21 protein-coding genes are annotated in these 22407 nt (G+C 74.1%); 13 read left to right on the forward strand and 8 right to left on the reverse strand.

The window, feature by feature from the left end:
• The first annotated feature begins 21 nt into the window (after positions 1-21).
• Positions 22-360, forward strand: a complete 339-nt coding sequence (locus tag AB0O53_RS21970; RefSeq protein WP_350997964.1) for a PadR family transcriptional regulator — start codon at positions 22-24, stop codon at positions 358-360.
• On the forward strand, positions 357-1250 hold the full coding sequence (locus AB0O53_RS21975) for a hypothetical protein (protein WP_365197597.1): 894 nt from the start codon (positions 357-359) through the stop codon (positions 1248-1250). The genes AB0O53_RS21970 and AB0O53_RS21975 overlap by 4 nt, the downstream gene beginning before the upstream one ends.
• A 4-nt stretch (positions 1251-1254) precedes the next feature.
• Here AB0O53_RS21975 and AB0O53_RS21980 read toward each other — a convergent pair whose 3' ends face one another.
• Positions 1255-2058, reverse strand: a complete 804-nt coding sequence (locus AB0O53_RS21980) for a class I SAM-dependent methyltransferase (protein ID WP_350997959.1) — start codon at positions 2056-2058, stop codon at positions 1255-1257.
• Between the two features lie 204 nt (positions 2059-2262).
• Here AB0O53_RS21980 and AB0O53_RS21985 point away from each other — a divergent pair, with 204 nt between their 5' ends.
• A complete protein-coding gene (locus AB0O53_RS21985) occupies positions 2263-2790 on the forward strand; it encodes a hypothetical protein (RefSeq protein WP_365197600.1) in 528 nt (175 codons plus the stop codon).
• A 16-nt stretch (positions 2791-2806) separates the two neighbouring features.
• On the opposite strand, the gene AB0O53_RS21990 is transcribed toward AB0O53_RS21985, so the two are convergent.
• The 3 genes from AB0O53_RS21990 to AB0O53_RS22000 all read right to left on the reverse strand — a co-directional run bounded on the left by AB0O53_RS21990 (position 2807) and on the right by AB0O53_RS22000 (position 10196).
• The gene (locus AB0O53_RS21990) at positions 2807-3649 is read right to left on the reverse strand and encodes a dienelactone hydrolase family protein (protein WP_350997955.1); all 843 of its coding nucleotides are present in this window, start codon (positions 3647-3649) and stop codon (positions 2807-2809) included.
• A gap of 110 nt (positions 3650-3759) precedes the next feature.
• The gene (locus AB0O53_RS21995; protein WP_350997952.1) at positions 3760-6180 is read right to left on the reverse strand and encodes a SpoIIE family protein phosphatase; all 2421 of its coding nucleotides are present in this window, start codon (positions 6178-6180) and stop codon (positions 3760-3762) included.
• The gene (locus AB0O53_RS22000) at positions 6177-10196 is read right to left on the reverse strand and encodes a HAMP domain-containing protein (protein ID WP_350997950.1); all 4020 of its coding nucleotides are present in this window, start codon (positions 10194-10196) and stop codon (positions 6177-6179) included. Before AB0O53_RS22000 ends, AB0O53_RS21995 begins: the two co-directional genes overlap by 4 nt.
• A 343-nt stretch (positions 10197-10539) precedes the next feature.
• On the opposite strand from AB0O53_RS22000, the gene AB0O53_RS22005 reads away from it, so the two are divergent.
• Positions 10540-10986 (forward strand): ATP-binding protein, encoded by a 447-nt coding sequence (locus AB0O53_RS22005; protein ID WP_434094452.1) that lies wholly within the window; start codon positions 10540-10542, stop codon positions 10984-10986.
• Between the two features lie 48 nt (positions 10987-11034).
• On the opposite strand, the gene AB0O53_RS22010 is transcribed toward AB0O53_RS22005, so the two are convergent.
• Complete coding sequence (locus AB0O53_RS22010) at positions 11035-11379, reverse strand: STAS domain-containing protein (RefSeq protein ID WP_350997947.1); 345 nt, start codon at positions 11377-11379, stop codon at positions 11035-11037.
• 212 nt (positions 11380-11591) lie between these two features.
• Between AB0O53_RS22010 and AB0O53_RS22015 the strand changes: the two genes are divergently transcribed.
• The 6 genes from AB0O53_RS22015 (at position 11592) to AB0O53_RS22040 (ending at position 15983) form a co-directional block, all read left to right on the forward strand.
• Complete coding sequence (locus tag AB0O53_RS22015; RefSeq protein WP_403142256.1) at positions 11592-12536, forward strand: SigB/SigF/SigG family RNA polymerase sigma factor; 945 nt, start codon at positions 11592-11594, stop codon at positions 12534-12536.
• Between the two features lie 11 nt (positions 12537-12547).
• A complete protein-coding gene (locus tag AB0O53_RS22020; protein WP_350997944.1) occupies positions 12548-12880 on the forward strand; it encodes an STAS domain-containing protein in 333 nt (110 codons plus the stop codon).
• Positions 12877-13845, forward strand: coding sequence for an anti-sigma factor RsbA family regulatory protein (locus AB0O53_RS22025; protein WP_365197605.1), 969 nt, complete (start codon positions 12877-12879; stop codon positions 13843-13845). The genes AB0O53_RS22020 and AB0O53_RS22025 overlap by 4 nt, the downstream gene beginning before the upstream one ends.
• A gap of 179 nt (positions 13846-14024) precedes the next feature.
• Positions 14025-14456: an ATP-binding protein gene (locus tag AB0O53_RS22030; protein ID WP_350997938.1), complete on the forward strand. Its 432-nt coding sequence runs from the start codon at positions 14025-14027 to the stop codon at positions 14454-14456.
• Positions 14457-14507: 51 nt separating this feature from the next.
• Positions 14508-15170 (forward strand): DUF4230 domain-containing protein, encoded by a 663-nt coding sequence (locus AB0O53_RS22035; RefSeq protein ID WP_403142262.1) that lies wholly within the window; start codon positions 14508-14510, stop codon positions 15168-15170.
• A 72-nt stretch (positions 15171-15242) separates the two neighbouring features.
• Complete coding sequence (locus tag AB0O53_RS22040; protein ID WP_365197608.1) at positions 15243-15983, forward strand: dienelactone hydrolase family protein; 741 nt, start codon at positions 15243-15245, stop codon at positions 15981-15983.
• Between the two features lie 41 nt (positions 15984-16024).
• Here AB0O53_RS22040 and AB0O53_RS22045 read toward each other — a convergent pair whose 3' ends face one another.
• On the reverse strand, positions 16025-16435 hold the full coding sequence (locus AB0O53_RS22045) for a VOC family protein (RefSeq protein ID WP_365197611.1): 411 nt from the start codon (positions 16433-16435) through the stop codon (positions 16025-16027).
• A 123-nt stretch (positions 16436-16558) separates the two neighbouring features.
• On the opposite strand from AB0O53_RS22045, the gene AB0O53_RS22050 reads away from it, so the two are divergent.
• The 3 genes from AB0O53_RS22050 (at position 16559) to AB0O53_RS22060 (ending at position 18679) form a co-directional block, all read left to right on the forward strand.
• On the forward strand, positions 16559-17008 hold the full coding sequence (locus AB0O53_RS22050) for an SRPBCC family protein (RefSeq protein WP_350997931.1): 450 nt from the start codon (positions 16559-16561) through the stop codon (positions 17006-17008).
• 5 nt (positions 17009-17013) lie between these two features.
• Positions 17014-17865: a DUF1206 domain-containing protein gene (locus AB0O53_RS22055; RefSeq protein ID WP_435886664.1), complete on the forward strand. Its 852-nt coding sequence runs from the start codon at positions 17014-17016 to the stop codon at positions 17863-17865.
• A 202-nt stretch (positions 17866-18067) separates the two neighbouring features.
• On the forward strand, positions 18068-18679 hold the full coding sequence (locus tag AB0O53_RS22060) for a response regulator transcription factor (RefSeq protein WP_350997928.1): 612 nt from the start codon (positions 18068-18070) through the stop codon (positions 18677-18679).
• A gap of 34 nt (positions 18680-18713) precedes the next feature.
• On the opposite strand, the gene AB0O53_RS22065 is transcribed toward AB0O53_RS22060, so the two are convergent.
• On the reverse strand, positions 18714-20561 hold the full coding sequence (locus tag AB0O53_RS22065; protein ID WP_365197616.1) for an ATP-binding cassette domain-containing protein: 1848 nt from the start codon (positions 20559-20561) through the stop codon (positions 18714-18716).
• The gene (locus tag AB0O53_RS22070) at positions 20558-22357 is read right to left on the reverse strand and encodes an ATP-binding cassette domain-containing protein (protein WP_365197619.1); all 1800 of its coding nucleotides are present in this window, start codon (positions 22355-22357) and stop codon (positions 20558-20560) included. Before AB0O53_RS22070 ends, AB0O53_RS22065 begins: the two co-directional genes overlap by 4 nt.
• Positions 22358-22407 lie beyond the last annotated feature (50 nt).

Raw genomic sequence — 22407 nt, forward strand, 5'->3', positions numbered from 1 at the left:
TGGGTGACTTACCATGCGGGCATGAGTGATCGCGCCATGCAGGAACCGACCCTCCTCCTCCTGACCGCGCTCGCGGACGAGCCACGCCACGGGTACGCGATCGCCCGGGAGGTCGAGCTGATCTCGGGCGGGCGCGTCAAGATGCGCACGGGCACCCTCTACGGGGCGCTGGAGCGGCTGCTGGGGCAGGGGCTGATCGAGGTCCACGAGGAGCAGGTCGTCGACAGCCGGCTGCGCCGCACCTACGGTCTGACCGCCGCGGGCCGGGAGGTCCTGGCCGCCGAGGCGGCGCGGATGGCCGCGACCGCCCGCGAGGCGTCCCGCCGGCTGGGCGTCTCCGGCGAGACGGCCACGGCGTGATCCTCCGCCTGCTGCGCCTGTACCCGGAGCGGTTCCGCCGGGACTTCGGCGACGAGATAGCCGAGGCCTACCGGGAGGCGACCGAGGGCGCCGGCCGGCTCGCCCGCCTGCGGGAGGGCTGCGACATCGCGGCGCACGCGCTGCGCCTGCGTCTGCGCGTCGGCTCCGCGCACCGCGGTGGGCGCCTGCTCGCGGCCGCGGCGCCGTTCGTGCTGGCCGCGATGGGTGCGCGTGCCGCGTTCCTGCTCGCCTCGACGCTCAACCGCGCCCACGTCACCGGCCGCTCCGACATCGGGGGGCCGGCCGGCCACTTCCTCATCGCCTGCGACCTGTTGACCCTCGTCGGCGTCGTGGTGGCGCTCAGCGGCCGATACGCCCTCGGCGCGCGGTCCGCGTTCGCCGGCGTTGCGGGTACCTCGGCCTGCCTGCTCGCCGTCTCCCTGCCGGGGGCCCTGGAGATGCCGCTGGAGCACGCGGCCTACCTGGCGCCGCCGCTGCTGATCGCGACGCTGCCACTGCTGTGCCCCGCGGACCTGCGGCCCTCGCACCGGATCGGCAGCACCGCGGGGCTCGTGGCGCTGCTGATCTGGGCCCCCCTCTGCGTGGCGGCCCTCGCCCTGCTCGACGCGGACGGCATCGCCATGTTCCCGCTCTGGCGGTTCGCCGTGCCCGTCGCCGCCCTGCTGGTCCTGGCGGGCCGGCCGGCGCTGTCCGGTGTCCGCACGGCCGGCCGGTTCGCCCTGGCCGTGGCGCCCTTCCTCGTCCTCGGCCACTTCTGCGGGGTGGTGGGCGAGGCGAACGCCGTACCCTGCCTGGTACTGCTCGCGGCGACGGGCCTGGCCGTGCGCCTGTGGCACCGCGGGAACTCCGGTACGGCCGGCCGCGCCTGAGGGGTCAGGCGTCGGGCATCAGCGCGCCCGCACCGGCGGCGGTCACCCGGATCTTGGACTGGCCGTGGCCGAGTTCCTCCCAGTCCTCCATGAAGCGGGCGGCCAGCCCGTGCCGGGCGGCGAGGTCGACGAGGGTCTGCGTGCGGTAGTAGAAGTCCTCGCGCAGCACCTGGTGTTCGGCGCCCGTGGTGCGGTCGAAGGTGAAGTCGAAGTGGCCGCCCGGGGCCAGGACGCGGCCCACGTGGGCGAGGCATTCGTCGATCACCTCGATCGGCGAATGCGAGAACACGCTGTGGGCGTGGACCACGTCGAAGTAGCCGTCGGGCAGGAAGTCCAGCGTCAGGTTCTTCGTGATCGTCAGGTGCGGGACCTTGGCCTGCAGGCCGCGGTCGGTCAGCGTCCGCTTGGCGGCGATGAGGATGTCCGGCGAGATGTCGATGCCGTAGTAGTGGCCGGCGTCGAGGTAGTCGATGAAGCGCCAGCCGGCGCGCAGGTTGCCGCAGCCGATGTCCAGCATCCGCGCCCCGGGCCGCAGTCCGTGGCCGAGCAGGTAGTCGAACTGCATCTTGCCGAGGGCGAGCCAGCGCTCGTGGGTCTGGCTGCCGACGGCGGCCTCGGGGTTGCGGCGCGTGTCCGAGGCCATCACCGCCCGGTAGTAGCTCACGTGGTCGGGGTGCTTGAAGGCCAGCCACCGGTCGCGCGCCGCCCGCTTGAGGTACGGGGCGATGCGGTTCGGGCGGCTCGCCGCGTAGCGGACCTTGTGGACGAGGGATTCCCGGTTGGCGGTGAGGTTCTTCCTGGTGGCCATGAGCACTCCGTCTCCGTCGCAAGGCGAAATCCCGGGTGCGGCAGGCGGGATCCGCTGCGCCCCGGAAGGATCTTCAGGACCCACCATACGTCGGTCACCGACATATACAAACCACTGGAGTGTGATGAGCGGACGAGGCCGCTCCGGGCACGCGACGGGACGAGCGACGCACTGGATCTCAGATTTATGGCGTTATGCCCCAGATTGCCACGGGACCGCCCCGGACCCGCGCAACGCGCCCCAAGAACCGGCCGCGCGGGCGAGCGCCCGTCGGTCGCCTTCAGCGGGATCCACACCTCCCTGCCTTCGTGGGGCGGCGCCCGCCCCGGCGACGACGTGTACGCGCTGCAGGTCAACCAGTGCGCCGTGTACGTGGTGAGCCGGATGCGGGTCGTCGACAAGGAGCGGCGCGACTGCTGCGACGGCGGCTCGCCGGGCCGGCGGGAGCAGGGCTTCCCCGGGCATTCCGCTTGGTCGATGCTGGGCGCCGGGGGCTGCGGGGCCTCGGCCGTCCACGTGGACTCCACGCCCGTGCGCTTCGACGTACCGGTCCCCGGCGACCTCCTGGCCCGGCTCACCTGGCGCAACGCCCGGGGCCGGACGCGGAATCTGAAGTACGTGGTGGACGGCCGGCTCGAACGGGCGGTCGGCCTCCAGGGGTTCTACCGGCTGGCCCCGGAATCCGCCGACGCCCTGGCGGAACTGGCGGAACTCACGCAGGAGGCCGCGTAGCCGGCGGGCCGCGGCGTCAGGTCGCGGTGGCGGGGCGGTCCTCGGGCAGGAGCCGGGCGCGGAAGAGATCGAGGACCGCATCGAGGGCCTCGCGGGTGGGCTGCCCCGGCTCGTCGACGAGGTGCTCCGTGAGGACGGAGTGCGGCGGCAGGGCGCTCTCGGGGTTCGCGTCGGCGGCGTCCAGTTCGACGGCCACGAAGGCGTCGCCGAGTTCGCGCCGCAGGAACGCGAACCGGTCGGCCGGGACCAGCCGGTCGCCCCGGAAGCGCAGTCCGAGCACCTGCAGCCCCTCGCGCTCGCAGCGTCCGCGGACCACGGCGAGGTCCTCCGGGCTGATGTCGAGGGTGGCGGCGCGGCCCGGTGTGCAGGCCAGCGGCAGCGACGGCTGGGAGAGGACCGGGGCGATCAGGCGTTCGTCGGTGGCCATGGCCAGGGCGAACCCTCCGGTCAGGCACATGCCGACGGCTCCCACGCCGGGACCGCCGCACCGCTCGTGCTCGGCGGCGGCCAGGGCGCGCAGCCACCGTACGACGCGGGAGCTGCGGCCGGTGGCCAGCAGGGTGAACTCCCGGCTGACGCACACCCGCCACATGGTCGACGCCATGTAGCGGCCGCTGTTCACCCGGCCGACGGCTCGCGGGTCCGGGTCGCGCCCGGGCTCGCCGAAGAGCACCGGGAGCACGGCGGTGCAGCCCGCGGCGGCCACCCGTCCGGCGAACTCCAGGACCTTCGGGGTGATGCCCGGGATCTCCGCGATGACGATCACGGCGGGGCCCGTGCCCGCGCGCAGGACGCGGCGGGTCGCGCCGTCGTGCGTGAAGGAACCCTCGGTGAAACCGGTCAGGTCGTGGTGCGGCACGTGCCCGCTCCTTCCGTCGGCGCTTCTGGACCGCGCTCAAGTTACCGGCAGGTAGAGCCGCGTGGTCAACCCTGCGCGGGCAAAGAGCCGCCGGGTCCGGCGGACCGTCCTCAGCCCACCTGGATGCCGATCACGCAGGTGTCGTCGTCCGTGTCCGACCTGCTGCCGGCGAGGAGGCGGTCCAGCCGCGCGTCCAGGTCCCCGGATCCGGCCGCGGCCGCGTTCACGAGGTGGCCCAGCGAGTCCTGCACGGAGGAGTCCCGCCGTTCCACCAGCCCGTCGGTGAACATCAGCAGCGTGTCGTCCGGTTCCAGCTGGACCTCCCGCTCGCGGTAGGTGACATCGGGCAGGGCGCCGAGGAGCAGTCCCTCGATGAGCGGGAAGGCCTCGGCCCGGCCGCCGCGGACGAGTACGGGCGGCAGGTGGCCCGCGCGCGCCCAGCGCAGCACCCGCGTGCTCGGGTCGAACAGGCCGCACACGGCGGTGGCGGTCACGTGCTTGGCCAGGTGGTGGGTGACCGTGTTGAGCCAGGACAGCAGCTGGCCCGGGCCCGCGCCCGTGACGGCCAGCCCGCGCAGGGCGTTGCGCAGCACGACCATGCCGGTGGCGGCCTCGATGCCGTGGCCGGCGACGTCACCCACCGACAGCATGATCAGACCGGAGGGCAGGACCACCGTGTCGTACCAGTCGCCGCCGACCAGCGACTCGGTCTCGGCCGGCCGGTAGCGGACGGCGACCCGCATGCCCGGGGCTTCGACGGCCGGTGGGGTGGGAGGCATGATGGCGTGCTGGAGCTGGAGCGCCAGCCGGTTGCGTTCCGCGGACTCGGCCTCGGTGTGGGCGAGCTGGTCCCTGGTCGCGGCCAGTGCCACCTCGGTCCAGTGCTGGGCCGAGATGTCCTGGTAGGCGCCGCGCACGGCGTGCAGTCGCTGGTTCGCGTCGAGGACCGGCTCGGCGACCACCCGGATGTGGCGGGTGATCCCGTCGGGCCGCTGGAGGCGGAAGTTGACGGAGGACGGGCGGCGGTGGCGCAGCAGGGCCCGCAGGAACCGGCCGAGGGCGGCGGAGTCGTCCGGATGGGCGTGGCCCGGCAGTTCCCGCAGCCGTACGGGATGCGCGGTGGCCGGGAGTCCGTGAAGAGCGTAGAGCTGGGCGTTCCAGGTGGTCTCCCCCGTGGCGAGGTTCTCCTCGAAACCGCCGATGCGGCCCAGGCGCTGGGCGTGCTGGAGGAGGTTGGCCAGGCGGGCCGTCTCGTCCTCGATCCGCCAGATGAGCAGGACGGCGGCGCCGTGGCGGCTGACGCTGATGTCGGCGACCGAGGTGAGCGGGATCTGGTCGACCAGCGCGGTCAGGCTCATGCGTTCGGCGCGGAACGGCTCGCCCGTCGCGTGGACGCGCTCGATGATGTCGAACAGGCCGTTCTCGGCGGCGGCCATCGGGTAGGCCTCCAGCAGCAGCGCGCCGTTGACGTCGCCGCGCGGCCGTCCCACCGGGTCGACGAACCGGCTGCCGGCGTGCCGGATCCTGAAGTCGGTGAGGCGGCCCGCGGGGTCGAGGACCGGGGTGAGCACCACGGCGGGGTCCTGGAGTCCCTCGGCGAGGTCGATGAGTTCCGCGACGTCCGGGAGCACGGCGTCGCCGGTCGCCGGGTCGCCGGGCGCCGAGGCGTCCATGGTGCGGGCGCACAGCTCGGCGAGGGCCTCGACCTGGCGCTCGATCTGTGGCGGCTGCGGGGCCAGGGGCTGCGGCCAGCAGATTTCGAGGACGCCGTGGATCCGTCCGCCGGTCCCGGTCGGTACGGCCATCCGTCCGCCCTCGGGCCACTGGAGGTGGCCGATCGAGGGCAGTCCGGCGCGTTCGACGCGGGACAGGGTCACCAGTCGGCGTTCGCGCAGTGCGAGGCCGGCGACGGTGGAGACGCCCGGGGGTACGTGGCGCCAGCGGACGGCCTCCCGGGGCGGGAACCCGGCGTGGCCGGCGAGGGCCAGCGAGCCGTCGGGCACGGCCGTCCAGATGGCGACGGCGACGGCCCCCAGCGGACCCAGGGCGTTGGTCAGGAGGGACTCGGCGACGGCCTGGGTGTCGGAGGCCGCGGCCAGCATGCCGCTCTCGGCGGTGCGCAGCCGGACCGAGACCGTGGAGTGTTCGGCGGGTTCGTCGCCGCTGCCGGCGCGCTCGACGAACGCGGCGGCGATCTCGCTCACGTGGTCGCGGGACGCCTGGTTGACGATGTCGGCGGCGAGTTCGAGGCGGGAGGTGCCGCTCTCCCGGCACAGCAGGTCGAGCTGGCGTGCCGCCGCGGCCGGGGTGCAGTTCAGCTGGCCGATGAGGATGCCCTTGGCCAGTTCGACGAGCGCCCGGCCGTCGGCGGCGGCCTGGGCCTCCAGGACCTCCCGGCGCAGCCGTTCGACGGTGGCGACGAGCCGCCCGAGCGGGGTCGGGGACTGGTGCGGGACGGTGCGGGCGCTCTGGCCCGCGACCGGTGCCGGCGCCGGGTGGACGGCTCCGCCGCGCGTGGTGTCCCCCGTCATCGGGTGAGCCAGTGCCGGACACGGGCGATGAGGTCGTCGGCGTCGACCGGCTTGGTCACGTAGTCGCTGGCGCCGGCGGCGAGGCTCTTCTCCCGGTCCCCGGGCATCGCCTTGGCGGTGACGGCGATGATGGGCAGGGCCGCGTAGGCCGGCATCCGCCGGATCTCGGCGGTGGCGGCGTAGCCGTCCAGTTCCGGCATCATCACGTCCATCAGGATCAGGTCGACGTCGGCGTTGCCGGTGAGGGCGTCGATGCCCTTGCGGCCGTCCTCGGCGTGGAGCACGCGCATGCCGTGCAGTTCCAGGACCCCGCTGAGGGCGAAGAGGTTGCGCGCGTCGTCGTCGACGACGAGGACGGTGCGCCCGGCCAGGTCGCCGTCGGGCACGTGGGTGTCCTGCTGCCGGGTGTCCGCGTGCACGAGGGGCAGTACGTCCCCGGGCTGTTCGGCGGACAGGTGGAGCGCGATGCGTTCGCGCAGCTCGTCCAGGCTGGAGAGCAGTTCCACCCGGCGTGAGGCGGCCCGCTCCCGCAGGGCCTCCTCCCGTCCGGTCCGCACCCGGGGGTTGTTGTGGGCGAGGACGGGCAGCGAGGAGAGGGCCGGGTCGCCGTCGAGCGCGTCGAGGAAGCGCAGCGCTTCGCCGTCGGGCATGTCCAGTTCGAGGACGACGCAGTGGAAGGCGTCGGAGGCCAGTGCCGCGGCCGCCTCGCGCGAGCTGGTGGCTCCCACGACCTGGATGGCGCCGCGCTCCCCGGCCGCGTGCGGGTGCGGGGCGAAGTCGCGGTCGGCGCTCTCGGCGACGAGCGAGAGCAGGCCGTTCGGCCGCTCCTCGATCACCAGCAGGCGGCGGGTGCGCCGCTGCGCCGGGAGCGCGGGGGCGTCACGGCGGCCCGGGTCGCCCGCCGCCCCGGGCACGCCCTCGGGCGCGGGCGTCACGGCGGAGTCGGCGAAGGGAGCGTCCTCGAAGTCGGCGCGGCTGACGGGCAGGAAGAGGGTGAAGGTGCTGCCCTGGCCGGGCGTGCTCTCCGCGGTGACGGCCCCGCCGAGGAGCTGGGCGATCTCGCGGCTGATGGAGAGGCCGAGGCCGGTGCCGCCGTACTTGCGGCTGGTGGTGCCGTCGGCCTGCTGGAAGGCTCCGAAGACGGACTCCAGCTGCGGTTCGGGGATGCCGATGCCGGTGTCCCGCACCCGGAAGGCGAGCATGGGGCCGCGGCGCGAGATCCCGGCGGGGATCTCGGGGGCCGCCGCCGGCTCGATGCGCAGCTCGACGCCGCCGCGCTCGGTGAACTTCACGGCGTTGGAGAGCAGGTTGCGCAGGATCTGGCGCAGGCGCGAGTCGTCGGTGAGCAGGTCGTCGGGCGCGTCGGGGGCGGTGGTGACGGTGAAGTCGAGGCTCTTCTGCGTGGTCATCGGCCGGAAGGTGGCGTCGACGTACTCCAGCAGCTGGGGCAGGTCCACCCGCTCGGGGTTGATGTCCATCTTGCCCGCCTCGACCTTGGACAGGTCGAGGATGTCGTTGATCAGCTGGAGCAGGTCCGAACCGGCCGAGTGGATGATGCCCGCGTACTCGACCTGCTTGGGGGTGAGGTTGCGGGTGGGGTTCTGCGCGAGCAGCTGGGCCAGGATGAGCAGGCTGTTGAGCGGGGTGCGCAGTTCGTGGCTCATGTTGGCGAGGAACTCGGACTTGTAGGTGGAGGCCAGCGACAGCTGCTGGGCGCGCGCCTCCAGCTCCTGCCGGGCCTGTTCGATCTCCAGGTTCTTGGCCTCGATGTCGCTGTTCTGGCTGGCGAGGAGCGCGGCCTTCTCCTCCAGTTCGGCGTTGGAGCGCTGGAGTTCCTCCTGCTGGACCTGGAGTTCCTCCGAGCGGGCCTGGAGTTCGCCGGTGAGCCGCTGGGACTCGTCGAGGAGCTCGTCCGTGCGGGCGTTGGCGACGATCGTGTTGACGTTGGTGCCGATGGTCTCCATCAGTTGGGCGAGGAAGTCCCGGTGCACGGGGGTGAACGCGCTGAAGGAGGCGAGTTCGATCACGCCGAGGACCTGGTCGTCGACGACGATCGGCAGGATGATCAGGCTGCCCGGGGTGGTGTGGCCGAGGCCGGAGGAGATGATGTAGTCGCCGGGGACCCGGTCGGTGGCGATGATGCGATGGCTGCGGGCCGCCTGGCCGACGAGCGACTCCCCGAGGGCGAACCGCGTGCCCTCCACGGCGTCCGCGGGGCGGCCGTAGGAGCCGACGAGGGTGAGGACGGTCCCGCGGGGGCCGTCCTCGGCGAGGTAGAAGGCGCCGTACTGGGCGGCGACGAGCGGCGTCAGTTCGTCCATGACGAGTTCGGCGACGGCGGCGAGGTCGCGGTGGCCCTGCATCAGGCCGGAGATGCGGGCCAGGTTGGACTTGAGCCAGTCCTGCTCCTGGTTGGCCCGGGTGCTCTCGCGCAGCGAGCCGACCATGGAGTTGATGTTGTCCTTGAGTTCGGCGACCTCGCCGGAGGCGTCGACCGTGATGGAGCGGGTCAGGTCGCCCTCGGCGACCGCGCTGGCGACCTCGGCGATGGCCCGCACCTGGCGGGTCAGGTTCCCGGCCAGCTCGTTGACGTTCTCGGTCAGGCGCTTCCAGGTGCCGGAGACCCCTTCGACCTCGGCCTGGCCGCCGAGCCGGCCCTCGCTGCCGACCTCGCGGGCGACGCGGGTGACCTCGGCGGCGAAGGAGGAGAGCTGGTCGACCATCGTGTTGATGGTGGTCTTGAGCTCCAGGATCTCGCCGCGGGCGTCCACGTCGATCTTCTTGGACAGGTCGCCGTTGGCGACGGCGGTCGTGACGAGGGCGATGTTGCGGACCTGGCCGGTGAGGTTGTTGGCCATGGAGTTGACGTTGTCGGTGAGGTCCTTCCAGGTGCCCGCCACGTTGGGGACGCGGGCCTGGCCGCCGAGCCGGCCCTCGGTGCCCACCTCGCGGGCCACGCGGGTCACCTCGTCGGCGAACGCGGACAGCGTGTCGACCATGGTGTTGATGACGCCGGCGAGGGCGGCGACCTCGCCCTTCGCCTCGACCGTGATCTTCTGCGACAGGTCGCCGCGCGCGACGGCGGTGGCCACCTGGGCGATCGATCTGACCTGTCCGGTGAGGTTGGACGCCATGACGTTGACGTTGTCGGTGAGGTCCTCCCAGGTACCGGAGACCCCCCGGACGGTGGCCTGGCCGCCGAGGTTGCCCTCGGTGCCGACCTCGCGGGCGACGCGCGTGACCTCGTCGGCGAAGGCGGAGAGCTGGTCGACCATCGTGTTGATGGTCTCCTTCAGCTCCAGGATCTCCCCGCGGGCGTCCACCCGGATCTTCTGGGTCAGGTCGCCCTGGGCGACGGCGGTGGTGACCTCGGCGATCGAACGGACCTGGGCGGTCAGGTTGTCGGCCATGACGTTGACCGATTCCGTCAGGTCCTTCCAGGTGCCGGAGACGCCCTTGACGTCCGCCTGGCCGCCGAGCCGGCCCTCGGTGCCGACCTCGCGGGCCACCCGGGTGACCTCCCCGGCGAATCCGGACAGCTGGTCGACCATCGTGTTGATGGTCTCCTTCAGCTCCAGGATCTCCCCGCGCGCCGTGACGGTGATCTTCTGGGAGAGGTCGCCCTTGGCCACGGCCGTCGCGACCTGGGCGATGGAGCGCACCTGGGCCGTGAGGTTTCCGGCCATGAAGTTGACCGAATCCGTGAGGTCCAGCCAGGCTCCCCCCACCCCCGGTACGTCGGCCTGGCCGCCCAGGGTGCCCTCGGTACCCACCTCCCGGGCGACGCGCGTCACCTCGGACGTGAACAGCGACAGCTGGTTGACCATCCCGTTGAAGACGGTCGCGATCTCCCCGAGCAGCCCGTCCGCCCCGTCGGGGAGCCTGGTGCGGAAGTCCCCGTCCCGGACGGCGGTCAGTCCGGCCAGCAACTGGCGCAGCTCCGACTCGCCGATGCCGCCCTCGCCCGGCAACGCCGGTACGCCGCCCCGTGGATCCGTGCCCACCCGCTCGGCCATCCGTCACCCTCACTCTCGCTACCAACCGCGCCGACACGCGTACTGGACAGGCACCCCGGTACCAGGGCATGCCGGAGCGCCCGGCTCCGGCGGGGACCCGTCCTCGCCGCAGCACCGGTCGGTGAAGGCTAACGCCGTCGGAGGTGCGGTGGAGCACGGTCGATCACTCCGGCGCGCGGCGCATCCGGGATCCGGGGAAGGGGCCCGCCCCGGATCCCGGGCGGGATGCGGGGCGGGTCGGGCCCGAACTCACGTTTCCCCAGGGCTCTTCGGGAATCCCCGGATGCCGCCGCCGGCTCCGGGTAGACGAACCGTTGTCGGACGGCACAAGGATGGAAAAGGGGTGAGGACATTGGCGGTCAGGGCGGTCGGCTGGGCACGCTCGTTCCCGATTTCGGAGGGAGTCCGGGCGGCGCGGCAGTGGACCGCGGCGCACCTGGCGACCCTGCCGTGGAACACTTCGGCGGCCGACACGGTGCACTCCGTGCTGCTCTGCGTCTCCGAACTGGTCACCAACGCCCACCTGCACGCCGTCGGCACCGCACACCTGGTGCTGACCTGGGACGGCAGCTGCCTCCACGTGAGCGTCGCCGACGCCGATCCGCGGCTGCCCCGCGCCCGCGACACGGGGGCCGACGCACAGGCCACCTCCGGTCGCGGGCTGGGCATCGTCACCGCGCTGGCCGACTCCCTGGACGTCCACGCGTGCCACGGGGGCAAGGCGATCACCGCCTGTTTCCGGCCCGCCGGCGGCCCGGACCCGCACGGGGCCGAACCGTGCGCCGACTGACCGTCCGCAGGCTGACCCGTCCGCAGGCGGCCCTCCCGGCAGGCGGGTTCACGCCGCGAGGGCGTCCTCCACGCTCGCGTGCAGGGAGAGGACGGTGTCCGCACCGGTCACGGCGAAGAGCCGGCGCAGCTGCTCGCCCGGGGCGGCGATGCGCAGCCCGGTGAGATGGTGCAGCCGCAGGAGCAGGTTCAGGAACGAGGAGTCCCCGAAGGTGATGGAGCCGGCGTCCAGGACCACCAGGGTGTGCCGGCCCGCGGCCTCGGTGAGGGCTTCCTCCAACGGGTTCAGCGTGTCCTGGTCCAGCTCCCCGTGGGCCGCCACCACCCAGCCGTCCCCGGCCGGGTAGCCCTCCCCCACCACGCCCGGCTGGTACGCGTCCCCGAATCCGCTCATGTCCGCCTCCACGGATCGCCGTCTGTACGTCGTCGTCAAGGGAGTATGCCTGCTCACCGCGCCGGTGCCGCTCCCCCGGGTCGGCCGGACGCCCGCGCGGCGGTCCGGTGCGGACGCGCGGAAAAATTCCCTGCGATCGAGGTGTGTGGAACCGCGATGCCGGGGCAGAAGCGCGACGGCAGCCGCAGTCAATCGGGAGGGAGCGGCCAACCATGTCTCGCTCGGCCACCGTTGTAGGCCCCATTCGCGCAACCGACGTGCACGTCCCCGTACGTGACCGGGAGGACCCGGGAGCACCGGCGCGGGGCGAAGACCTGACACGGGACGAGGCCGTGACGCGGGTGGAGAACGCCCGCGAGATGGCGCCCTCCGACGCGCGTGAGCTGTCGCGGCAGTTCTTCCGGCGGCTGCAGTCCCTGGAGGAGGGCACGCGGGAGTACCAGTACACCCGCAACACCCTCATCGAGATGAACCTCTCGCTGGTGCAGTTCGCCGCGCGGCGCTTCCGGGCCCGCGTGATGGGCGGCGGCCTGGACATGGAGGACATCATCCAGGTGGGGACCATCGGGCTGATCAAGGCCATCGACCGCTACGACCTCGAACGCGAGGTCGAGTTCTCCACGCTCGCCCTGCCGTACATCACCGGCGAGATCAAGCGGTACTTCCGCGACACCACCTGGGCCGTGCACGTGCCCCGCCGGCTGCAGGAGCTCCGTACGGAGCTGGCCAAGGCGCAGGAGGCGCTGACCGACGTCCTGGGCCGGGCGCCGACGGTCAAGGAGGTCGCCCAGCACCTGGAGCTGTCCGAGGACGAGGTCATCGACGGGCTGGTGGCCGCGAACGGCTACACGAGCGGCTCCCTCGACGCCGCGGGTGCGGACGACGACGCGCAGTCCACCGTGAACCGGGCGGCCCGGCCGCTGGCGGAGCGTCTCGGCGACGTCGACCCCGCGATGGAGCTCTTCGAGGAGTTCCACACCCTCGCGCCCCTGCTGGAGGAGCTCGACGAACGCGACCGGCGCATCCTGGCCATGCGCTTCGGCCAGGACAAGACGCAGGCCGAGATCGGCGCCGAACTGGGCATCTCGCAGATGCAGGTCTCCCGCCTGCTGTCCCGGACCCTGGCACGGCTGCGCGCCGGCATGCTCACGGCGTAGGCCCGCGCACCATGACGCCGAGTACGGGCGCGACGGCGCCGCTGACCGCCCTGCCGCTGCGGGGCCGCCCCGGCGCACGCCTGAGCGGCAGCTGCGACCTCGACACCCGGCAGGCGCTGGCCGGCGCCCTCGGCGTCGTGGCCGGGATCCCCGGCACCGTCGTGCACCTGGACCTCTCCGCCGTGGCCTTCCTCGACCCGGCCGCGGTCGCCGCACTCGTACGGGCATCGGTGGACTTCAGCGGGCAGGGGCGGCGCCTGCTGCTCCACGACCCGCCATACTCGCTCCGCAAGGTAGTGGAGATGTTCCCGGACGAGTGCGCCGCGCTGGAGGTCGCAGCATGATCACTGTTCCTGCGCCCGCCGGGGCGGGGGCCTTCGTCCACCCTGCCCTCTTCTACCGGGGCCTCGGCGAGTACGTCGCGGAGGTGGGCGGCTTCGTACGCCGTGCCCTGGCGGCCGAGGAGCCGGTGCTCGTCGCCGTGCCCGGGCAGCGGCTGGACGCCCTGCGCGAGAGCCTCGGCGCGGACGGCGGATCCGGGATCACCTGGACGGACATGGCGGAGCTCGGCCGCAATCCCGGGCGGATCCTGGCCTCCCTCCAGGAGTTCGCCGACCGGCACGCGGGCCGGGCGGCCCGGATCGTCGGCGAACCCGTCTGGCCCGGCCGCTCCCCCGCCGAGGCGCGGGAGGCCACCCGCCACGAGGCACTGATCAACACGGCCTTCGCGGGCCGGTCCGCCACCGTCCTGTGCCCGTACGACGTGGCTGGACTGGCGCCCGACGTGGTGAGCGACGCCCGGCGCACCCACCCCGTGATCGTCGAGCAGGGCCGTAGCCTGCCCAGTCCCGCCTACACCGACCCCGCGCGGGTCACGGCGGACCTGGACGACCCGCTGCCCGAGCCCGAGGGCCCGGTGGCCCTGCTCGCGTACGCGCACGGCGGGCTGGCCGGGGTACGCGAGTACGCGGAGGGCTGGGCGCGCGGCACCGCACTGACCCCGGCCCGGCGCAGCGACCTGATCATGGCGATCAGCGAGGCCGCGGCGAACTCCCTCGCCCACGGTGGCGGGAAGGGCACGCTGCGCCTGTGGACCGTCGACGGGCCCGCGGCGGGGGCCGCCGGGGTCGTCGCCGAGATCCACGACGACGGCCGGCTGGCGGATCCGCTGGCGGGGCGGCGGCGCCCGTCGCTGGCCTCGGCCCACGGTGGCCGGGGTCTGTGGATGATCCACCAGCTCTGCGACCTGGTGGAGGTCCGGGCCACGGAGAGCGGCTTCACGCTGCGGCTGCACGCGGCCACGCCCTGAGACCGGTCGTCGCCTACAATGTCCTGCGCCTGCCCGGATGGCCACCGGCCGCCCGCGGTGCGTGGACGGTCCCGTACATCGATCGTGCCGCGCCGGGCATACGCCTGTGACAGAGACCAGTGTCAACGCGGGGGTGAGAGAGCGTAGTGGAGACCGTCGGACCGGAAACGGGTGATCCTGTGAGTGTCGGCCTACCTGCCGCGGGCCAGCGCCGCCGGCTCGCCCTGACGGGCGTCCGCGGCTCCGTGGCCAAGGGGCGTGACTTCACGCGCCAGGCCCTGCGGGACTGGGGCTGGGACGGAACCGAGACCGCCGAGGACACCCTGCTCCTCGTCTCCGAGCTGCTGACGAACGCGTCACTGCACGCGGACGGCTGCCACGAGCTCGTGCTCACGGCCGGGAAGGTGCTGCGCATCGAGGTGTGCGACGGCACGACGGCCCTTCCCCGGCGCGATCCGGCGCCGCGGCGCGGCGTCCCGGGCGGGCACGGCCTGCACATAGTGGAGCGGCTGTCGGACCGCTGGGGCGCGGACGCGCACGCGGGCGGGAAGGCCGTCTGGGCCGAGATCGAAGCCTCCCGTCTGGTGTCCGGCAGGCCCACCGGGCAGTAGCCGGCTCGCCCTCCGCGTACTGGAGCCGCCCCCACGGGGTATCCGCGGGACATGGAAACCTCTTCGGATCGGCCGGGCGGCACGCGGCGCCCGATGTGGGGGCGGATCGCCGCCGGCGTGGCGGTGGTCGTGGTGCTGCTCGTGCTCGTGGAGCGCTTCAGCCTGGTTCCGGGGTTCGGCGGCCTCTTCGGCGGGGAGACTCGGGACCGCTCGGGTCCGGCGCTGCTGAAGTCGGTGCAGGACATGGACCGTTACGAGGCCGCGGTCGGCAACTTCCAGGTGGTCGTGGACCTGGAGAAGGACGCGGCCTTCCTGCCTGACGCGATCCGCGGCACCCGCACCCTGTACGTGGGCGCGGGTACGGTCAGCGGCTACGTCGACATGGGCGGGCTGGACGAGCGCAGCGTCACCGTGAACGAGGACCGCACCGCGGCCTCGATCCGGCTGCCGCACGCGGAACTCGGCACGGCGGCCCTGGACCCGAACCGCTCCTACGCGGTGTCGAAGCAGCGCGGCCTGCTGGACCGGATCGGCGACCTGTTCTCCGACAACCCGGCCGGCGAGCAGGCCGTGCAGAAGCTCGCGGCGCAGCACATCGGCGAGGCCGCCCGCACCAGCGGCCTCGCCGAACGCGCCGAGAAGAACACGACGTCGATGCTGGAGGGCCTGCTCCGCTCCCTGGGTTTCCGCGAGGTGACGATCACCTACGGCTGACCGGACAGACCGCTGTCTGCCATCGGTGAACACCAACCCGGTGGGGGACAGAGGTCATTACCGTTGCATCGCATGACAACGGTCACCACACGCACGGTCACCACACGCACGGTCGCCTACCCGGCCGACGACCTGACGATGATCGGACACCTCGCGCTGCCGGCCGGCGCCGGGCGTCGGCCCGCGGTCCTGCTCGGGCCCGAGGGGATGGGGCTCAGCGATGTCGAGCGCCGCCGGGCCGAGGCTCTGGCCGAGCTGGGGTACGTGGCGCTGGCCTTCGACCTCCACGGCGGACGCTATCTCGACGACCCGCAGGACATGCTGGCCCGCTGCCTGCCGCTGCTCGCCGACCCCGACCGGATGCGGGAGATCGGTCACGCGGCGCTCGACGTGCTGCGGGCCGAACCGCGGGCGGACCTCGCCCGGACCGCCGCCATCGGCTACGGCACCGGGGGCGCGGTCGCACTCGAACTCGGCCGCGACGGCGTCGACCTGCGCGCGATCGGGACGGTCAACGGACTGATCACGGGCCGGCCGGGCGAGGCGGCACGCATTCGCTGCCCGGTATGGGCCGGGGTCGGGTCGGAAGACCCGATCATGCCGCCCGCGCAACGGATCGCCTTCACCGAGGAGATGCAGGCCGCGGGCGTCGACTGGCGCCTCGTGGTCTACGGAGGGGCCCTGCACGCGTTCCACCACCCGCCGGTCGACCACGCCGCGCCTCCCGGCGTCGGCCACCATCCCCGGCACGCGGAGCGGGCCTGGCGTGACATCGTCGCCCTGCTCGCCGAGTGCCTGCCCGTCATGGACTGATCCGATCGGCTCCTGGTCCCGGGCGGTTCCCGGACCGGCCGTCAGCCGTCAGCGGGCGAGCGGACGGCGGCGAGGACGAACGCGTGGCCCGCCGGGTCCGCGTAGCGGCGCAGGGTCGTGCGGTTGTCCGGGCGGGTGCCGTCCTCCTCCGCCGCCACCGGGCGCGCTCCGAGGGCGACGGCCTCGCGCTCGGCCTCGTCGAGCAAGTCCTCCGCCACCAGGATCCGCAGGTGGACCTGCTGGGAGCCCTCCGGCAGCGGCCAGCTCGGCGGGGTGCGCTGCGGATCGCGGCGGATGCCGAGCAGCGGGCCGGCGCCGCCGGTGACGAGGAACAGCTCGCCGTCGTCGGGGGCCGGGCCCGCCGTCGCGCCGAGCAGTTCCGCGTAGAAGCGTGCCAGGGACTCGGGTTCGGCGCAGTCCAGGACGAGGACGCTGGTCTTGAGTACGGTCATGCCCCGCGTGTGCCCTGCGTCGCCGGCCGTACACGGGCGGTGCGGGCGCATGGTGCCCGGGGCGCCGGGTAGCCGCGCCACGAGACGTCCCGAGGGACGCCCGACGACGCGGAAGGGGTGCGCATGTCGCACGTCGAGGAGTACGTAGAGGTCAACGTCCCGGTACGCACGGCGTACAACCAGTGGACGCAGTTCGAGGACTTCCCCTCCTTCATGGAGGGGGTCGAGCGCATCGACCAGCGCGGTGACACGCTCACCCACTGGGTGACGAACGTGAACGGGGTCCGGCGCGAGTTCGACGCGCAGATCACCGAGCAGCTCCCGGACCGGCGCGTCGCGTGGATGACGGTCGACGGTGAGCCCCGCCAGGCCGGGCTCGTCACCTTCCAGCCGGTCGACGCGACCACCACCAAGGTGGTCCTGCACATGAACTGGGTGCCCGACGGCATCGCCGAGTCCGCCGCCGACACGCTCGGCTTCGTCAAACGGCAGGTCAGCGGCGACCTGAAGCGGTTCAAGCTGTTCATCGAGTCCCGTGGGACCGAAACGGGCGCCTGGCGCGGCGAGGTCTGAGCGGGATGGCTGGGGTGAGTGGAATGAGCGGCGTGGGCAGAGTGACCGCGCGCAAAGGTGCCCGGAGCGCGTCGCGCGGTGGCACGCTCCGGGAAGTCACGGCACGCAGCGGGCTGGTGGCGCGCGGAGTGCTGTACGTGCTGATCGGGATCCTTGCCGTCCGCGTCGCCTTCGGTGGGGGCGGCGGCCGGGAGGCCGACCGGCAGGGTGCCCTCTACGAGCTCGCGGACAAGCCCTTCGGCTCCGTCCTCATCTGGGCCGTCGGCATCGGTCTCGTGTGCATGGTGCTGTGGCGGCTCTCGGAAGCGGTGTTCGGCGCGGCCGGGCCGGACGGCGACAAGCCTTCCAAGCGGCTCGTCTCGGCGGGGCGGTGCGTGTTCTACGCGACGGCCGCCTTCTCCGTGCTCGCGTTCGCCGCGGGCGGCGGCGGGCACTCGGGGGACGAGCAGTCGCGTGACATGACCGCGAAGGCGCTCGGCCTGCCCGCAGGCCAGTGGCTGGTGGGCGCCGCCGGGATCGGGATCGCCGTCGCGGGTGTGGTCATCGCGGTGCAGGCGGCACGGTGCCGCTTCCGCAAGCACCTCGCCATGGGCGGGGCCTCGAAGGGCTCGCGCAAGGCGGTCGACTTCCTGGGCGTCAGCGGCGGCCTGGCCCGCGGGGCCGTGTTCGCGACGGCCGGCGGCTTCGTCGTGTACGCGGCGCTGCGCTACGACCCCGGGCAGGCGAAGGGGCTGGACGACACCCTGAGGGCGTTCGCCGGGACTCCGGCCGGTCCGTGGCTGCTGGTCGCGGTCGCGGTCGGGCTGGTGCTCTTCGGCGCGTTCTCCTGGGCGATGGCCCGGTGGCGCGAGGTGTGAGCGCGCGAGGTGTGGGGGCGCCGGCCGGGTGGGCGCGAGGGGTGAGTTCAAGGGGGTATCCCGCCTAAGCGGGGCGGGATCCCCGGGCATCTCGGCCAAGTTGTCCGTGCGCCCCTGCACGCCCCCCGCAGTGACGTTCCATCTCCCCCGTACGGGGGCAGCCGCGTGGTGCTGATGGTTCGTTCACCGAGGAGAGCTCACGATGACGAAAGTCCTGGTCCTGCACAGTGTCAGCCTGGTCCGGTCCGCACTGGCCGCCCTGCTGAGATCGGAAGGGCCGTTCGAGGTCACGTCCGCGGGCTGGCCGAGCGCGGCCCGCCGTGCGGAGTCCTTATGCCCGGACGTGACGGTCGTCGACCTCGACTGTCCGGGCACGACGGCCGTGCTGGCCGACAACGGGCGCGCGGCCCACCGCCAGGTCCTCGCGTCCCCCTCCCCCGTACTGGTGCTCGCGTCGACCGGCGCGCCCGGTTCGCTGCACCGGGCCTTCCGCGCCGAGGCCCGCGGCTACGTCGACAAGGACGGATCGCCGGGCCGCCTGGTACGGGCGGTACGCCGGGTCGCCGCGGGCGAACGCTTCATAGACGCCTCCCTCGCCTCCGCCTTCATGGAGGCGGACCCCGTGCCGCTGAGCCCGCGCGAGCTGAGCGTGCTGGCCCGCGCCGCGGAGGGCGACTCCATCGCAGAGATCGCGCGGACGCTGCACCTGGCGAGCGGGACGGTACGCAACTACATGGCCGCGGCGACCCGCAAGACCGGCGCCCGCAACCTCATCGACGCGATCCGGATATCCCGGCGGGAGGGCTGGGTCTGATCCAGGGCCGCCACGTGCGGGCGGCACGGCCGGGTCATCCGTCGGCGGTGCCGTTCCACTGCCCCACCAGATCGCGGTACAGCGGCGATCGGGCCGGGAGTTCCGCAGGGGTGCCGCACACGGCCCGGGTCCCGTCAAGGACGAGGACCCGGTCGGCGCGGGCCGCGGACGAGAGGCGGTGGGCCACGACGACGAGGGTGCCGGGCCTGGCCGCGAGGGCCCGTTCGGCACGCTCCTCCGTACGCGGGTCCAGGTGGCAGGTGGCTTCGTCGAGGAGCAGGAGCGGCGCCGGTGAGAGGTAGGCGGCGGCGAGCGCGAGGTGCTGGCTCTCACCGCGGGACAGCAGCCGGGGCAGCACCTCGGCGTCCAGCCCGCCCAGCCGCTCCACCAGGCCGTCGAGCCCGAGGGCGGCGACGGCGCGCCGGACCCGGGCGTCCCCGGACCGGGGGTCGCCCGGGTCCGGGGCGAGGGCGGAAAGGTGGGTGAGGTTCTCCCGTACGGTGCCGGTGAACACGTAGGCCTGCTGGGGCAGGAGGGTCCGCCGCGGGTCCGGCGCCCCGGCGCCCGCCGCGCGGCGGGCCGCCGCCGAGCCCGCGACGAGCACGGTGCCGGCGTCGGGTGCGAGCAGGCCGGCGAGCAGGGCGGTGAGCGTGGACTTGCCGATGCCGCTCGGACCGACGACGGCGAGGTGCTCCCCCGGCCGGACGACCAGGTCGAGGGCGTCGAGCACGGGTGCCGCGCCGCGGCCGTAGGCGAAGGTGACGCCCCGGAGTTCTGCCGCCGCGGCGGTCGGTGGGACGGCGTGGCCGGCCGACCGCGGCTCCGCGGCCTCTGCGGCGGCCGTGGTGGTGTCCGCCGGGTCTGGGCTCTTCGGCGGCGCGGGGTCGCAGAAGCGCTCCAGGACCACCAGCAGGCGGGTGCCGGCCGAACCGAGTGCCGTCATGGCCGCGTGGAGGGCCGGCAGCAGGGCCTGCACCAGGTACGTGAGGCCGCCGGCCAGCGTTCCGGCGGTGACTCCGTGCGCGAGCAGCCAGGGCGCCGCGACGAGCAGCGCGACCACGGGCAGCCGGCCGGCCGCGCCCAGCGCCAGGATCCGCAGGGCCGCCCAGCGCGCGAGCCCGCGGGCCAGCCGCTCCTGGGCCGCGATCAACGGCTCGACCCGGGCCCGCGCCGCCTCCTGTCCGCCGCAGGCGGCGATGTCGCGCAGCCCCTCCCCCAGCTCCCCCAGGCGGTCCGCGAGCGCTTCGTCGGTGTCGAGGGAGCGGCGTTGCACGGCTGCCATGGGGCGCAGCGTCGCCAGGAAGGCCGCGACGCCGAGCAGCAGGGGCGGCAGCACGACCAGCAGCAGCACCGGGGCCAGGGCCGCCATGCCCGCGAAGGCGCCCACGGCGGTGAACACGAGCGACCGCACCGTCAGCACCAGCCCGGCGAAGGAGTCCCGGGCCATCTCCGTCTGCTGGGTCAGGCGGGACACGGCGCCCGCCTCGGGCGCCCGTACCGGGTCGGCGACCGCGCGGTCCAGCGCCTGCCGCACCGCCCGCCGGACCAGGCCGTCCCGCAGCGGCTCGACGAGGTCGGCGAGGCCGGCGAACACGCCCCGCAGGGCGAATCCGCCGAGGAGCGCCCCGGCCGCGGCGGCGGCCAGCCAGGCCAGGCCGGTTCCGGTGCGGCCGGCGAGGAAGCCGTCGTCCAGGGCGCGGGCGACTCCGTAGCCGCCGAGGAAGGTGTGCGCGGACTCCATGAGCGACCATGCGGCCAGGCGCGCCAGCGCGCTCCTGCGGCCGCGCAGGAACCGCCGGCCCTCGGGGGCCACCCGGCGCCAGGCCTCCCCCTCGGTGCCGGTGCCGGTACGGGTGTCGGCACGGGTCCCCGTTGCGGTCATCGTCCCGCCTCCTGCTTCCGCGAGGGCGCCGGGCTCTCGTCCGACTGCGCCTCATCGGCGGCGAACACGGCGCGGTAGGCGGGCTCGCCCGCCCACAGTTCGGCGTGGGTGCCGGCGGCCCGCATCCGCCCGTCCTCCAGCCAGACGACGAGGTCGGCGCGGACCGCGGACGAGAGCCGGTGGGCGATCACGATCCGGGTCCCGGGCCGGATCTCGCGGGCCAGCGCCCGCTCGACCTCGCGGGCGGTGACGGTGTCGAGGCTGGAGGTGGCATCGTCCAGTACGAGGAGCCGCCCCGCGTGGCAGAACGCCCGGGCCAGCCCGAGGCGTTGGACCTCACCGCCGGACAGGGGCGCGTCGGCGAGGCGCGTCGCGTACCCGTCGGGCAGGCGCCGTACGAACGGGTCGGCGCCCGCGGCGCGGGCCGCGGCCCGGACGGCTTGCGGCCCGGGGTCGGGCCCCGCACCGAACCCGATCGCTCCGCCGACCGTGTCGCCGAGCAGCACCGGCCTGTCGAAGGCATGGCCGACCTCGCGGCGCAGGGCTTCGGCGGTCAACTCCCGCAGCGGCACGCCGTCCAGCAGCACCTGGCCGGCGTCCGGGTCGGCGAGCCGGCCGGCCACGGCGGCGAACACGGTCTTGCCGGCGCCGGACCGGCCCACCACCGCCACGGTGCTGCCCCCGGGGATCACCAGGCTGATGTCGTCCAGGACGGCCGATCCGCCGCGCACGACACGGACGCCGCGCAGCTCCAGGGTGCCGGGGCCGCCTTCCGGCAGCTCGGCCCGGCCGTGGCCGAGCGGGGGCAGGGCGACAAGGGCCGCGGTCCGCCGGGCGGCGGCCCGGCCGCGGGCCACGGCCGCCAGGGCTCCGGTCACCGCGCCGACCCCGGCCGCCAGCCCCGCGTAGCGCAGGGCGGCGAGGAGTTCGCCGACGCCGATGGCCCCGGCCGCCAGGCGGATGCCGCCGACGGCGAGGACCGCGTAGAGGAGCATGGGCATCAGGGCCGTGGACCGGGCCGTCGTAGCGCCGTAGACCTGCCACATGCGCCGGCCCTCGGTGCCGAGTTCGGGCAACCGCGCCAGGATCCGGGCGCGTTCGCGGTCGGCGGTACCGGCGGCCGCGATCGTGCGGGCCCCGGCCAGCGCCTCGACGAGGCGTCCGGCGGTGGCGAGCTGCACCTGCTGGTAGCGGGCGACGCTGGTGAGGGTGTCGCGGGTGAAGGCCCGCAGCAGCAGCACCAGCAACGGCAGGCCCAGCAGGAAGGCGAGGGCCGTCCACAGGTCGATGAGGAAGAGCGCGGCCACCGCGCCCAGCGGCGGCAGCAGGGCGGCGAGGGCCTGCGCGACGGCCGCCGGGACCTTGCCGGCCTCGGTGGCGTGCGCGGTCAGCCGCGCGGCGGTCTCGCCGGGCGCGTGGCGGGCGGCGTGGTGCGGGGCGGTGCCCAGCAGACCGGCGAGGCCGAGCCTGCGCAGCCGGGCGGTGGAGCGGCCGTCGACCTCGCCGGTCAGCCGCACGGCGACGGCGTCCAGGGCCACCTCCGCCCCGATGACGGCGGCGCACAGCAGGGTCCATGCGGGGCCGGACGGGTCGCGGCGCAGCAGCAGGTCCAGGGTGTGGCCGAGGACGGCCGGTTCGGCGAGGGCGGCCACGGCGGCCGCCACGCTGCATCCGAGGACGGCGGCGGTGCGCCCGCCGCTGTGCCGGGCCGCCGCGACGAGCGCCCGGTCCGCGCGGCGCGCCAGGTCGGGCTCCGGCTCCTGCGCCGGGCCGGCGCCCGCGTCGGGGGGGCTCATCGGCGGATGCCTCCAGTGATGTGGTGCGGGCCCGGGCGGTGAACCGCCCG

The organism is Streptomyces erythrochromogenes, from assembly GCF_040684695.1.
GTDB classification, from domain to species: domain Bacteria; phylum Actinomycetota; class Actinomycetes; order Streptomycetales; family Streptomycetaceae; genus Streptomyces; species Streptomyces erythrochromogenes_C.